We start from the raw sequence: 12,659 nt of genomic DNA on the forward strand, positions 1-12,659 counted from the left end.
GGAACCGGGTCAGGCGGCAAGGGTTACATCCCCCATGCTTGATCAAGACCCACAGCATTGGCTGGCCACTATCCGCCTGATGTTGCCGCTGATCATAACCAACGCCCTGCATGTCCTGGCGGCCATCTTTATTCTGATCATCGGCTTCTGGATCGCCGGCTGGGCGCAGGCCATGGCGATCCGGTCGCTGAACCGGGCGGGACATCTGGACGGCATGCTGAAGACCTTCTTCAGCAACATTGTCCGCTATTTCGTCCTGACAATCGCCTTGCTGGCGGTCCTGTCGGAGTTCGGCATCCAGACCACCAGCCTTGTCACGGTCATCGGCGCGGCCGGCCTGGCCATCGGCCTGGCTTTGCAAGGAACGCTGTCGCACCTTGCCGCCGGCGTCATGCTGCTGATCTTTCGTCCGTTCCGAATCGGCCATCACGTCCAGGTCAGCGGCGTCGACGGGACGGTAAAAGAGCTGTCCTTGTTCTGGACCGAGATCGTGACGACAGACGCGGTGCAGGTGATCATTCCGAATGGCAGCGTCTGGGGTCAACCGCTGCGGAATTTCAGCATCTATCCCCGTCCGGCAACGACAGCGGAAATCCGGTTCCGGCTGCCGGAGCGGGACCCCGCCAAGGCCTGCCGTGACATCGAAACCATTGCCCTGTCGCTGCCGGCCGTGAAGGCGGAACCTCCTCCGGCCGTCCTGCTGGACCGCAATGCCACCAACGATGCGCTGGAGATCGTCCTGACCTTTGTCCCGGCGGATGGGATGACGATCGCTTCAGCCAGGAGTGATGTCATCCAGGCCGTTTACGATGCGATGGATGCCACGGCAGCCGGCCGAAACCAATCGGCCACAGCAAGCGCTGCCAATGTCTGAACCGTGGCGCTGCGGGCGCGGAACCGCCCGTCACGGCTTCCACCGGAACGTTGCGCGATGTGATTTACATCGCTAGCCGCGCCTCTGCCTGTCTGGCCCTTTATCTGTCCTCGAACACGCGCTCCGAGGGCGGGTCCGAGGCCGGTTGCGCGGCATCGCGCCGAGCCATCGCGTCGAGGATGGTGCCGATTTCCGCGTCGCGCGGCACGCGGTTGAACGTCTGCTCGAACCAATGCGCGATAGCATCCTCGCTGATCGGATATCCCAGCGGCGGTAGCGGAAATCCCCGTCGATGCGGCGCTTCCATCTCCATCCGTTCGGCAACCGGCCGCCAGGTTGGATGGGGATCCACTGCCGAGGTCTGCTCCCAGTCGAGGTCGCGCTGGTCGGCTGCCTTCTCGTTCGGCTTCACCATCACGGACTCCCTGCATCTGCTGACGGCAACGCCCAAGCCGTCATCGGGTTGCTGGCTGCCGCTCTGTCGCGAGCGGGCTCTGGACGTTGGAAACCGGCAACGCAGGCGGCGGCAGGCGGCTCGCGCACGCGCAGTCGCCGCGGTGCGGCACGACAGGAGGGCCGCCGCACGAAAGGAATGGTGGGAATACCGGCACGCTGTCAAATGATCTCCACACCCGGCGACCCACCCACCACGCGTCCGATCACCGCCGCGTCCGGACAGCCTGCATCGCGGATCGATGCCAGCAGGGCCGCGGCGTGGGCGCCCTCGCATGCCACGAGCAACCCGCCCGATGTTTGCGGGTCCGTCAGCAGATGACGCATCGACAGCGCGTAGTGTTCGGGAAAAGTGACGCCCGCGCCGTAGCTGTCCCAGTTGCGATGGGAAGCCCCGGTAACGTGGCCGGCCTCGGCCAACCCGCCCGCCTGTTTCAGAAGCGGCACAGACGCTGCCTCGACACGCAGCCTTATCCCGCTGGCTCGGGCCAGTTCCAGGCTGTGGCCGAGCAGGCCGAAACCTGTGACATCCGTCATGGCATGCACGTCCGCCCGCGTTCCAAGCATTGCGCCGACGCGGTTCGGCGTCGTGGTACAAGCGAGCATGTCGGCATAGCCCTCGGCGTTCAGTTCCCCCTTGCGCAAGGCGTTCGCATAGATGCCGACCCCGATCGCCTTGGTTAGAATCAAGGCATCTCCCGGCTGGGCGCCGGCGTTCCGACGGATATGCTCCGGCTTGGCGGTGCCCAGGACAGCAAGCCCATAGATCGGTTCGGCCGTGTCGATGGAATGGCCACCGGCCACCGGAATACCGGCCTCGGCACAGGCCGCGCCGCCGCCATCCAGGATGCGCCGCGCGACATCAACCGGCAGCTTGCCTAGCGGCATGCCGAGGATAGCCAGGGCGAAGATCGGGGTGCCGCCCATGGCGTAGACATCGCTGATAGCGTTGGTTGCCGCGATGCGCCCGAAGTCGTGCGGATCATCGACGATGGGCATGAAGAAATCCGTGGTGGCGATCACGCAGAGTTCATCCGAAATCTGCCAGACGGCCGCATCATCAGCGGTCTCGTGGCCCACGAGAAGCTGCGGAAACATCGCGCCGGCCTGCCGGACCAGAAGCTGCTGCAACACAGCCGGCGCGAGCTTGCAGCCGCATCCCCCGCCATGAGCCAGTTCCGTCAGGCGAATCGGAGGATCGATCGGCCGAACATCATTCATCGAACATGCCTCCTTGATAACCGCTCCTCCGCCGGCCTGGTTGGCCACTGACGGCGCGGGGCTGGGGTCAACCATGGCTCACAGGCCGCCAGCCGGATAGATCCGGCAGCCCGCGAGGCGGAACAAGGGGCGCAGGCGCGATCCGGACATCACGTGCGCGGCGTGGCAGGAGAGTACGCTAGAACTGGCGCCTGACCAGGCGGAGGAATGACATGCGCGCCAAGCTTCGGCGGCTGGCCAGGGCATTCGAGCAAGCCGCGGCCGATCACCGGGCTGGCCGTCTCATGGATGCCGAACGGGGATATCGGAACATCCTCGATGAAGCGCCGGACCATCCCGACGCGCTGCATGGTTTTGGCCTGCTCGCTCTCCAATGTGATCGTGCACCCGCCGCCATCGCCTACCTGGGCATGGCCATGCGCGCCAGGCCGGATGATGCCAGGATTCACCTCGATCTGGGACTGGCCCTGCGGGCATGCGGGCATCTGGACGAATCGCGGGGCGCCATCCGCAGCGCCACCCTCCTCGATCCTGACGATCCGCTTGCTTATGCCGCCCTGGGCGACTCCCTGGTCCTGCTGAACCGGTTGGACGAGGCGGTGAACGCCTACCGGGACGCCCTGCGTCTGGCGCCGGAACTGGCAGTCGTGCGATCCTCACTCGGCTTTCTGCTGCGCGAACGGGGATCGCTCGACGAAGCCGTCATCGAGCTGCGCCATGCGGTGACACTGCAGCCCGAAAACGCGGCGGCCCGCGTCGCGCTTGGCGCCTCACTGAGCGAGCTGGGCCAGCTCGATGAAGCCGCGGCGGAATTGCGGGCGGCGCTGGACCTGGCGCCGGACGACGCGATGGCGCTCAACAATCTGGGCCTGGTTCAGCATACGCAAGGCGATGTGGCCGGGGCTGTCGCCAGCCTCACCGCCGGGCGCCGCCTCCGGCCCGACCTTGCCACGATTGCCGCCAACCTCGCCGCGGCGCTTCGCGATGCCGGCGCCCTCGACGCCGCGCTGGCCGAGGCCGAGGCCGCCCTGCGGATCGAGCCGGACAATGCGGATGCTCATTTTGTCTTGGGGACGATCCATCTTCTGCGCGGGGACCTGACACGGGGATGGGCCGGATTCGCCTGGCGTCACCGGATACGGGGAGCGCTGGTCCGGCCACCGCTTCCACCAAAGTGGGACGGCTCGCCCCTCGATGGCCGTACCCTGCTGATACGGCCGGAGCAGGGCTTGGGCGATGTGATTCAGTTCTGCCGATATGCACCGCTGATACGCGGGGGACGCGTCATCATTGCTGCCCCGGAACCACTGCTTCGATTGCTGGCAACCCTGCCGGGAGATGTCGAGGTGGTTCCGCAGGATATCGCCCCACCCGCCGATGTCGCTTGTTCGATCCTGGACCTGCCACACCTGTTCGGAACGACTCTCGAATCGATCCCCGCCGACATTCCGTATCTGTCCGCGGATTCCGTCGCGGCCGACGCATGGCGGCCGCGGCTCCAGGCCCTGCAAGGGAAGGCGGTCGGACTCTGCTGGGCCGGCGGTGCCCGCTACCAGCACGATCGCCGGCGGTCCATTCCATCTGCCTTCCTGCGCTCATTGGCGGCCGTTCCCGATGTCACATGGGTGTCGTTACAAAAGGACGCGGCCGGCACGCCGGCCCTGCCGCTTGTGGACTGGACGGCGGAGCTTGCCGATTTCGCCGATACGGCGGCGCTGGTGAGCGCGCTCGATCTGGTGATCACGGTAGATACAGCCATTGCGCATCTCGCCGGCGCGGTCGGGCGGCCTGTCTGGCTGCTCAACCGTTTCGGCGGCGACTGGCGCTGGCTGCTCGACCGCTCGGACAGTCCCTGGTACCCGACACTGCGCCAGTTTCGCCAGCCCAGGTTGAACGACTGGGCCAGCGTGCTCGATCAGGTTCGGCGCGCGCTGGTCGGCGCTGCGCTTTCACGGCCCGAACATCCTCAAGCGGGGTGAACGAAGGCTGCATCATGATCCCGGCGATCGGGCGCCGTCGTCCCTTTGCCAGGCGCGGCGGACGCCCAGGGTGGTCCAATTTACGCGTCCCCTTACCCGAGGTCGACATATCTGGCGCCGTTCCAGACGAGCCGGCTGTGATTCACGATCAGGTCGGGCATTCCGCGGTGACGGGAGGTTGCGATCCGGACCATGCCGCCCACCGTGTCCACGGTCCTGACCCAGTCCCCGTCCACATACTTGAACGCCATGATGCTGCAGCCGGCGGACCCGCATTCGCTGGATGACTGGAGTTGCACAAACAGCAGTTCATCCTGGTCGTTCAACCGGGCCATGGCCACCAGTACGACCGGGGCCGGCCCGCTGGCTTTGGCATGCTCGATTTCACGAGCCATCAGGCGGCGGGCGATGCCGTCAGCGGGGCTGCCAGGATGAGGCGCCATTTCGACAGGCGCACCGTCGGTTGTGCTCAACCGTGGAAAAGCGTGCGCCGGCCGCGCTTCGCTGGTTGGTTTGGCTGCCGCCGCCCCGATCGATATGAGGACGGCAGCCAGGCCGCCAAGGGCCGTATGTGTGAGCGTCTTCATGACGGATTAACTTGCCACCGCGCAAGAGAGTTCACTCACAAGATGCTGATTCCGCCCAGATTACACCACGACTCCCCCACAGTCCTTCGTCAGTCTCTGCATGCCGCGCCCGGATGTTCACGACGGCGATGCTCCGCGTCCGGCCCTCGACGCTGGCCGATCTCGGGACCGATCTCGGGGCAGATTTCGGGGTTTTCCGCGCGGTCTGGTAAGGTTGGAATCCCAGGGCCGGACCAGCAGGGCGTATCCGCGGAATGGTATGTCCGTCGGGAATGCGCGGTTCGCGGCGCGACAGCAGGAGGAAAAGATGGGTCGACTAGACGGCAAGGTTGCAGCGGTAACGGGCGGAGCCTCGGGGATCGGTGAGGCGACAGTCAGGCGTTTTGTCGCCGAGGGCGCGCGCGTGGCGTTCTGTGATCGGGACGGTGAGCGCGGCCAGCGCGTGGCCGCCGACCTTGAGGCCGCCGGCGCCAAGGTTGCCTTCACACAGGCCGATGTCGGGACCGAGGCCGCATGCCTCGCCTTCGTCAACGGCGCCGCGCAGACCTTCGGCCGCCTCGACATCCTCGTCAACAATGCCGGCATCCGTAAATACGAGAAGATCGACGAGGCGAGCGCGGCGAGCTGGAACGAAATCCTGCAGGTCAACCTCATGAGCTACGCCTTCTGTGCCAAGGCAGCGATTCCGCTGCTGCGCCGCAACAACGGGGGTGCCATCGTCAATGTCGCCTCCGTACGGTCCGTCATCGCGGGCGGTGGCAACCTTCTCTATGACACCACCAAGGCGGCGATTGCGGGATTGACGCGCGGGCTTGCCGCCGACCACTCCCCCGAGGGCATTCGCGTGAACGCGGTCGGTCCTGGTCCGATCTTCACGCCGTTCCATCAGCGCCGCATCGCAGCGGCCGGCGAGACCGTCGAGCAGTACAATGCCAAGGCCGCGCAAGGCACCATGATGAAGCGTCCGGGCCGGGCGGAGGAAGTCGCCGCCGCAATCCTTTTCTTGGCCTCCGACGATGCCTCCTATGTCACCGGTGCACTGCTGTTCGTGGATGGCGGCATGACGGCCCTGTGAGGATCGGCAACCGGTCCGGAACCGTAGCGACTCCGGAGCTGTAGCGCCTGGAACGTGAAGGCCGCGCGGCATCGGAACGAAACTCGGTGGCTGAGGTTTCGGATGCCGCTGGTCTGCGCAAGGATCGAAGGACGGGTGGCTCACGAAGCCGGCGCCGCGCGACCGCTTTGACGACCCGGCCGTGCAAGGCGTCACGCCTGACGGGGAGCAATCTCGGCTATGTAGCTTATGTCTCCGGTGGCCGTGTCCGGGCTGCCCGGACCTTGTTCAACCACGACTACGTGGCCGTTGCCTTGTCGAACAATCCAACACGGTTCGACGCGCGCGCCCGTCTCAGCCTCCTTGATGACGTCATCCGGCACGGTCGGCCACAGTGTTTCGTCAAGCACCCTGATGCGGTCCGTGATTTTCTCCTGCGCATCCCGACTGAACGTCTTCATGCGCAACAGGTTTCCCGGTTGATGCGCCAGCAGTGAGCCGACTTGCCAGGCCGCAGGGCCCCGGTTGCGGGCAATCAAACGGAAAAAATATCGGGTTGGTACGCCCGTCATCTTCGCCGGCCACGGGCTTTCCAGGCGTGCGATTCCCAGGAAAACAATAAAACCAGTGCGTTCGGCTGGTGCCGGGTGAGGGATTTGAACCCCCGGCCTTCGGTTTACAAAACCGCTGCACTACCGCTGTGCTAACCCGGCATCCGGCATCCGTATAGCGAAGTCGGGCCTGGCGCCGCAATCTCCCCCTGTGAGCATCACGGACGTCCACCGCGCCACCCCATAAGTAACTTACGGTATCGTAACACACATGACGGCGGTTTAATCGCTCTGTCCAGGAAACGGTTAACAACGGTGCCTTATCTTCATCGTTGTCTGTAACACACATCAACGCACGGTCCTGATGACGACGGAGACAAACAGAATGGATAAGCAGCACCGCCCCTGGCGTCGCGCGGCCCTCGCGGCTGTTCTGCTGGGGGGCACGAGTCTCGGCGGCCTCGCCCTTGGCACGGCCTGGGCCGACAGCGCCACGCCGGTGAATCCGCCAGGCGCGCCCGCGGTCACCGCCGCGCATGAACTGCCCGACTTCACCAAGCTGGTCTCCCAGGTGAAGCCCGCCGTGGTGTCCATCACCTCCAAGATGAAGGCGACGCCCGCCGCGCTGGAGGATAATGGTGACGATGACGGCCAGAGCCAGGGCCGCATGCCGCAATTGCCGTTCCCGTTCAACCAGATGATCCCGAATGGTGGCATGCCCCAGCAACCCGGGCGCGCAATGGAAGCGCGGGGCTCCGGCTTCATCATTGATGCCAACGGGACGATCGTCACCAACAACCACGTCGTGAAGGGCGCCAAGAGCGTATCCGTGACCCTCGATGACGGCACCGAGCTGCCTGCGAAGGTGATCGGCGTCGATCCGCGCACCGACATTGCAGTGTTGAAGGTGAAATCCGACAAGGCGCTGCCCTTCATCCAGCTGGGCAACTCCCGCGACGTGAAGCCGGGTGAATGGGTCGTGGCGATGGGCAATCCGTTCGGCCTGGGCGGCACCGTGACCGCCGGTATCGTGTCCGCGGTCAGCCGCGACATCGGCGCGGGCCCATACGACCAGTTCATCCAGGTGGATGCCCCGATCAACCAGGGCAACTCCGGCGGTCCGCTGTTCACCCAGGACGGCAAGGTCATCGGTATGAATACCGCGATCATCTCGCCCAGCGGCGGGTCGGTGGGTATCGGCTTCGCCATCCCGTCCAACATGATCAAGACGGTCTCAGCGCAGCTTGAGACGACCGGCCACATGACCCGGGGCTATCTGGGCGTCGAGGCGCAGCAGGTGACGGCGGCGACAGCCAAGGCCCTGAAAGTGCCGGAGAATTCGGGTGCACTGCTGGCCGGTGTGTCAGCCGACAGCCCGGCGGCCAAGGCCGGCCTGCAGCCGGGCGACGTGATCCAGTCCGTGAACGGGGTAAAGATCGCCAACCCGCGTGAGCTGGCGGTGAACGTGGCCAGCGTCCAGCCTGGTCAGGACGCGAACCTGACCATCCTGCGTGACGGCCAGACGAAGGACATCTCCGTGAAGGTCGGCACCATGCCGAACGAGCAGGTCGCCAGCAATGACACCGGCCCCCAGGGTGCGTCGCGCGGCCAGCTCGGCGTGGCGCTGGCGCCGCTGTCGCCTGAGGCCCGCAGCCAGCTCGACGTTCCGGACGGAACCAAAGGTGCTGTTGTGCAGCGCGTCCGGCCTGGCTCGCCCGCCGAGGCCGCCGGCCTGCAGCCGGGTGACGTCATCGTCGGCGTGAACACCGAAGCGGTCGGCTCGCCAGGCGAAGCCGTGAAGGCGCTGAAGGGCGCCATGAGCGGTGGCAACAAAGCACTGGCCCTGCGAATCATCCGCAATGGCCAGCCCGCCTTCGTCGGCGTGACCCTGGAGCAGAACAGCCAGGGTTAACCCCCCAAGCCGACGTTTTGGCCCGTCATTCGGCGACAGCCGGGTGACGGGTCTTTTTGTAAAGCCGGCTCCGCGCGCGGCAACCCCTCCGGATTGCGTCGGCTGCCCTTTGAAACGGCGGGAGGAAACGGCGGAACGCTCAGCCTCAACACCGCCCGTCATCATGCGGCGACGCAAGGCATGGGCCAAGACATGGCCCGAGACATGGCCGCTCCCCGACCAGTGCCTATTCCCGCACCGGCCGGCGGACCGGCGCGAAGGGCCGCGCGCCGAAAGCCTCCGGCAGCATCACCGTCTCGGTGCGCGGCAGCCTGCGATCGCCGCCGTCAGACCCTTGCGCACGCCCTGGGGAGTCCACACCAGCCGCCTGGACGTCCTCCATGGCCGGATCGTCGTCGGGGTGGAATGTCGCCGGCATCCCCGGCGTCCAGCCGTCGCCCATCGATATGGCGGTGGCGCCATCCACCGCCCATCCGACCGGAATCGAGACCGGTTCGATGATCCCGGCCTCCCTCAAGGATGGCACCGGATCCTCCCCCTCTGGGATGATCACCGCGCGGCAGGATACCTGCTCCGCCCTGATCAGCCGCCGGGCCGTGTCATCGACATTCGCCTCGGCCGCGCCCGCCGCGCCCCATTCATCATCCATCGTGCCGGCCCCTATGTTCTTTATATGTTCTTAGCAAAATCCGGCCGCTGTTGCAACCTTTCCGTGTAATCCGGTATGTGTGTAAAGCCTCATTTGGCACTGCTGGTGGCACCGCGCTAAACCCGGACGGACGGAGCGCAGGGATACGCCATGCCTCGCCATACCTATGCCCTGGTCGCCTGCGCGCGGTGGGAAGAAGCGTACATCCGCGAATGGATCGAGTATCACCGCGCCATCGGGTTCGATCATATTTATCTCTATTCGAACGACGACGATCCCGCGCCTCTGTTCTCCGCCGTGTCGGCCTACCTGTATGGCCGGGACCCGTTCGTGACGTTCCGGCATTGGCCTGTCCTGGGTGACCAGCGCCGCATCTACCTGCACTTCCTCGCGACATTCAAACAGGACACGGAATGGTTCTGCTTTCTCGACATCGATGAATTCATCGTCCTGAAAGACATCGACGACATCGGCGTTTTCATGCGCGATTATCGGGACCACGTCGACTGCCTCTATTTCCATTGGGCCGTCTTCGGCAACACCTTCCGCAAGCATCGCTCGGCCGGATCCGCGCTGATGACGTACCTGTTCCGAGCCCACTTCATCAATCCGCACACGAAGATGCTGTGCCGTTCTGCGGCGATCGATGCCGCCGCCGTCCGCAAGGGCTTGGACGACGGGTTTGGCGCGTTCTGGCATTTCCTCGACAATTATCACCTGCCGGGCGTGCGGTGCCGAGACGTCCTGAACGGCTCAACCGAGGGATACTCAGCGGATTTTCCAAATTCCGCCCGCCCCTTCCTGAGCCGCCCCGGCTTCACCCCCGATATCCTGGCGCGCGCCTATATCGCTCATTACCAGTTCAAGTCCGAAGGGGACTTCATGCGGCGCTGGCGCCGCGGCGGCTTCTCCAACCGCGAATTCTGGCGGGAAACCTATGAAACGGGACTGCACAAGGAGATACTGGCGGAACTGAACCAGGTCTACGATCCCTACCTGGCGGCATACTGGCATCGCTACACCCAGACCGGCCTGGTCCTTGGCCCGCAACCGGGCGAACCGCCTTCAACCCATCCCTCCTTTGCCCATGCCAATGTCGCCCTTCGCAAACCGGCATGGGCGAGTTCAGTATCCGACGAACCTGTCCAGGGATGGTCCGCCGAGGGATGGACTGGGAACCGGAACGGCGGCGCCGCCAATGACGGCATCATACGCGGCCTGTCCGGGTTCCGCACGGCGCCGGAGGAGCGCCCGTGGTGGATCGTCGATCTGCTGGCGGTGCACCAGATCGACTCCATTCGTCTTTTCGGCGGCAACCCGCAAACCGGAGCAGCAGCGCCGGCCCCCGCGCTGGAGATACTGGCCAGCGTTGACGGCGGCGCCTGGACACATATCCGTCGTCACGCCGGCGCCATTCCGGGTCCGAATGACGGGGCCCTGGTGATCAAATCTCCCACGGGGACGAGGGCGCGCTTCGTCATGCTGCGCCTGGCGGGCGAAGGCTGCCTGGACATCGATGAGGTCGAAGTCTACGGCATCCCCACCGGCGAGGATCCGCCGCTGCAGGCAGACGCCCTCACGCCCGCGGCGCTACGCGGCATTGGCTGACATCCATAGCCCGTCGGTCCAGTTGGCTGTCACCACCTGCGGCGATGCTGATGCCAGGCCGTTGTCCAACCGCTCCCTGACCGTGTCGCCAGGATGGTTGTAAATGAAATGACCGCGGACCGGTCGCCGCTGCCGGGCGAATTTCTCCAGGCAGGCCAGGTTGGCAAAGCTGGAGAATGACTGGCCGATGAAGCGCGGTGCGTCGCGTGCGAGCTCGAAATCCAGGATCGACAGGTCCAGTGCGTTGAAGCCGGACAGCGCGATCAGATCGCTTTTCCAGATCAGCCGGATACCGAACCGGTCCAAGGCCATCGCCCGGATTGCGTCCTTCCCGACGGGCAGGATCGATTCGTCGGTGGTCACATAGGCCATGCCCAGACCGGGAAACGTGTTGGCGACCCGGCGCAGGATCTCGGGAAAGTCGATACCGACGTCGTCCGAGACGCCATGGGCGGATTGCAGCGCCGACGCATAGTCCGGCCAGTCGCTTTCGATCCGCAACTGCAGAACCGTCCGCACCCCCAGGGTGCACAGCACGAACCCCTTCAGCGCGGACAGCTCTGGACGGGCATCCATCCTCGGCCGCAGCGCGGACAGCGCATCCAGCGCCATGCGCGCCACCTCCGGCAGGCTGGGAATGGCCAGGAACTGGCTGAATGCGAAGAAGTACGGCCACCCGCCGGGATCGCTGGCAGGCGGCCCGTCATCAATCCGCAGCCCATGGCGGTCGGTGAAGCCACGCAGCGATGCCAGGTCATAGATGTCACCGAACCGCGCCAGCGCATCGGCCGTGCCGCGATGGTCCTTGATGTGGAGATACGGCAGCGTGACCGGCAGATGCTTGCCGGCAGCGGTCAGCAGTAAGCCGGCCAGCGCCATCTTCTGATTGCTCAACCCGCCATCGTTGAACAGGTACCCCAGGACGTCCGGCCGGTCGGGACGGCGGACAGCCTGGGATGCCGGGAAAACCGGGTAGGACATGACTCAGGTCCGCCTGTGGGAGCGGCCGGACGCGCCATCGATCACGCGGGAGACAGGCTGCATGATGGTCGGTGCAAAAGCCGCCTTACGGTAGCGTGGTTCATCCGGCCGGCAAAGCGCGCTTGCCGAGCCCCGCCGGCACAGGGCAAAGCTCCGGTCATGAATGTCGATGACGAGGACGAAGGCCCGCCACGCCTGCCGGGCGCCAAATTCTACATGACGCCCGCTGGCCATGCGCGGCTGACCGCCGAACTGGCGGCCCGACGGGCGGAGCGGCACCGTGTTGTGGAGATCGTCGCCTGGGCGGCCGGCAATGGCGATCGCAGCGAAAACGCCGATTACAAGGAGGGTAAGCGGCGGCTGCGCGAAATCGACCGCCGCCTGCGCTTCCTGGCCAACCGGCTTGCCCATGCCGAGGTTGTCGATCCGGCACAGCAGACGCAGCGTGACCGCGTGTTCTTCGGGGCCACGGTCACCTACTATGCGGCGGAACGCGACACCGAAGTCACCGTGACGATCGTTGGCGTCGATGAGGCGGATATGGAAGCCGGCAAGATCAGCATCGGCTCGCCCGTCGCCCTGGCGCTGCTGAAGGCCCGGCCCGGCGACGAGGTCCGCGTGCGCACGCCCCGCGGCTTCGACGTGCTGGAAGTCCTCGCGATCCACTATCCCGGCGTGGACGGCGCCGCCGCTGTCTGAGGCTGCATGGACCGCCGCGACCTCGGCAACGCATTGCGGCTGCGAGCCCCCCGGCCATGACTGCAACGACCGGCGGGGACCGGCGGCATCG

General features: G+C 65.5%; 12 protein-coding genes and 1 tRNA gene. 6 read left to right on the forward strand and 7 right to left on the reverse strand.

What is annotated here, in order from left to right:
* Positions 1-34: 34 nt before the first annotated feature.
* Positions 35-874: a mechanosensitive ion channel family protein gene (locus tag VHC04_RS02965; protein ID WP_325677780.1), complete on the forward strand. Its 840-nt coding sequence runs from the start codon at positions 35-37 to the stop codon at positions 872-874.
* Positions 875-974: 100 nt separating this feature from the next.
* On the opposite strand, the gene VHC04_RS02970 is transcribed toward VHC04_RS02965, so the two are convergent.
* Together VHC04_RS02970 and selD are read right to left on the reverse strand one after the other, a co-directional pair.
* A complete protein-coding gene (locus VHC04_RS02970) occupies positions 975-1,289 on the reverse strand; it encodes a hypothetical protein (protein WP_325677783.1) in 315 nt (104 codons plus the stop codon).
* Positions 1,290-1,489: 200 nt separating this feature from the next.
* Positions 1,490-2,548 carry a selenide, water dikinase SelD gene (gene selD, locus VHC04_RS02975; protein ID WP_325677785.1) on the reverse strand — a complete coding sequence of 353 codons (1,059 nt, stop codon included), beginning with the start codon at positions 2,546-2,548 and terminating at the stop codon, positions 1,490-1,492.
* 212 nt (positions 2,549-2,760) lie between these two features.
* On the opposite strand from selD, the gene VHC04_RS02980 reads away from it, so the two are divergent.
* The gene (locus tag VHC04_RS02980) at positions 2,761-4,527 is read left to right on the forward strand and encodes a tetratricopeptide repeat-containing glycosyltransferase family protein (protein WP_325677787.1); all 1,767 of its coding nucleotides are present in this window, start codon (positions 2,761-2,763) and stop codon (positions 4,525-4,527) included.
* A 92-nt stretch (positions 4,528-4,619) separates the two neighbouring features.
* On the opposite strand, the gene VHC04_RS02985 is transcribed toward VHC04_RS02980, so the two are convergent.
* Entirely contained in the window at positions 4,620-5,114 is a 495-nt protein-coding gene (locus VHC04_RS02985; protein ID WP_325677789.1) for a hypothetical protein, read from the reverse strand.
* A 100-nt stretch (positions 5,115-5,214) separates the two neighbouring features.
* Here VHC04_RS02985 and VHC04_RS02990 point away from each other — a divergent pair, with 100 nt between their 5' ends.
* Positions 5,215-6,189, forward strand: a complete 975-nt coding sequence (locus VHC04_RS02990; RefSeq protein WP_325677791.1) for an SDR family NAD(P)-dependent oxidoreductase — start codon at positions 5,215-5,217, stop codon at positions 6,187-6,189.
* A 191-nt stretch (positions 6,190-6,380) separates the two neighbouring features.
* Here VHC04_RS02990 and VHC04_RS02995 read toward each other — a convergent pair whose 3' ends face one another.
* Positions 6,381-6,629 (reverse strand): hypothetical protein, encoded by a 249-nt coding sequence (locus tag VHC04_RS02995; RefSeq protein WP_325677793.1) that lies wholly within the window; start codon positions 6,627-6,629, stop codon positions 6,381-6,383.
* 177 nt (positions 6,630-6,806) lie between these two features.
* Positions 6,807-6,881: transfer RNA gene (locus VHC04_RS03000), tRNA-Thr, on the reverse strand.
* Positions 6,882-7,104: 223 nt separating this feature from the next.
* On the opposite strand from VHC04_RS03000, the gene VHC04_RS03005 reads away from it, so the two are divergent.
* On the forward strand, positions 7,105-8,631 hold the full coding sequence (locus VHC04_RS03005) for a trypsin-like peptidase domain-containing protein (RefSeq protein WP_325677795.1): 1,527 nt from the start codon (positions 7,105-7,107) through the stop codon (positions 8,629-8,631).
* Between the two features lie 226 nt (positions 8,632-8,857).
* On the opposite strand, the gene VHC04_RS03010 is transcribed toward VHC04_RS03005, so the two are convergent.
* Entirely contained in the window at positions 8,858-9,280 is a 423-nt protein-coding gene (locus VHC04_RS03010; RefSeq protein WP_325677797.1) for a hypothetical protein, read from the reverse strand.
* A gap of 150 nt (positions 9,281-9,430) precedes the next feature.
* Between VHC04_RS03010 and VHC04_RS03015 the strand changes: the two genes are divergently transcribed.
* Positions 9,431-10,888: a glycosyltransferase family 2 protein gene (locus VHC04_RS03015; protein ID WP_325677799.1), complete on the forward strand. Its 1,458-nt coding sequence runs from the start codon at positions 9,431-9,433 to the stop codon at positions 10,886-10,888.
* Here the strand turns inward: VHC04_RS03015 and VHC04_RS03020 are convergent.
* Positions 10,871-11,869, reverse strand: a complete 999-nt coding sequence (locus VHC04_RS03020) for a hypothetical protein (protein WP_325677801.1) — start codon at positions 11,867-11,869, stop codon at positions 10,871-10,873. The genes VHC04_RS03015 and VHC04_RS03020 overlap by 18 nt on opposite strands.
* 159 nt (positions 11,870-12,028) lie before the next feature.
* On the opposite strand from VHC04_RS03020, the gene greB reads away from it, so the two are divergent.
* Complete coding sequence (greB, locus tag VHC04_RS03025; protein WP_325677803.1) at positions 12,029-12,568, forward strand: transcription elongation factor GreB; 540 nt, start codon at positions 12,029-12,031, stop codon at positions 12,566-12,568.
* Positions 12,569-12,659 lie beyond the last annotated feature (91 nt).

Origin of the sequence: Rhodopila sp. (genome assembly GCF_035548095.1) — a bacterium.
In the GTDB taxonomy this organism is placed as follows: Bacteria; Pseudomonadota; Alphaproteobacteria; order Acetobacterales; family Acetobacteraceae; genus Rhodopila.

Bases quoted from the DNA above. Each gene is read 5' to 3' on its own strand.
- VHC04_RS03010 (WP_325677797.1), bottom strand. From the start codon at position 9,280: ATGGATGATGAATGGGGCGCGGCGGGCGCGGCCGAGGCGAATGTCGAT.
- VHC04_RS02990 (WP_325677791.1), top strand. From the start codon at position 5,215: ATGCCGCGCCCGGATGTTCACGACGGCGATGCTCCGCGTCCGGCCCTC.
- VHC04_RS03020 (WP_325677801.1), bottom strand. From the start codon at position 11,869: ATGTCCTACCCGGTTTTCCCGGCATCCCAGGCTGTCCGCCGTCCCGAC.
- selD (WP_325677785.1), bottom strand. From the start codon at position 2,548: ATGAATGATGTTCGGCCGATCGATCCTCCGATTCGCCTGACGGAACTG.
- VHC04_RS02995 (WP_325677793.1), bottom strand. From the start codon at position 6,629: ATGAAGACGTTCAGTCGGGATGCGCAGGAGAAAATCACGGACCGCATC.
- VHC04_RS02980 (WP_325677787.1), top strand. From the start codon at position 2,761: ATGCGCGCCAAGCTTCGGCGGCTGGCCAGGGCATTCGAGCAAGCCGCG.
- greB (WP_325677803.1), top strand. From the start codon at position 12,029: ATGAATGTCGATGACGAGGACGAAGGCCCGCCACGCCTGCCGGGCGCC.
- VHC04_RS03015 (WP_325677799.1), top strand. From the start codon at position 9,431: ATGCCTCGCCATACCTATGCCCTGGTCGCCTGCGCGCGGTGGGAAGAA.
- VHC04_RS02985 (WP_325677789.1), bottom strand. From the start codon at position 5,114: ATGAAGACGCTCACACATACGGCCCTTGGCGGCCTGGCTGCCGTCCTC.
- VHC04_RS02970 (WP_325677783.1), bottom strand. From the start codon at position 1,289: ATGGTGAAGCCGAACGAGAAGGCAGCCGACCAGCGCGACCTCGACTGG.
- VHC04_RS02965 (WP_325677780.1), top strand. From the start codon at position 35: ATGCTTGATCAAGACCCACAGCATTGGCTGGCCACTATCCGCCTGATG.
- VHC04_RS03005 (WP_325677795.1), top strand. From the start codon at position 7,105: ATGGATAAGCAGCACCGCCCCTGGCGTCGCGCGGCCCTCGCGGCTGTT.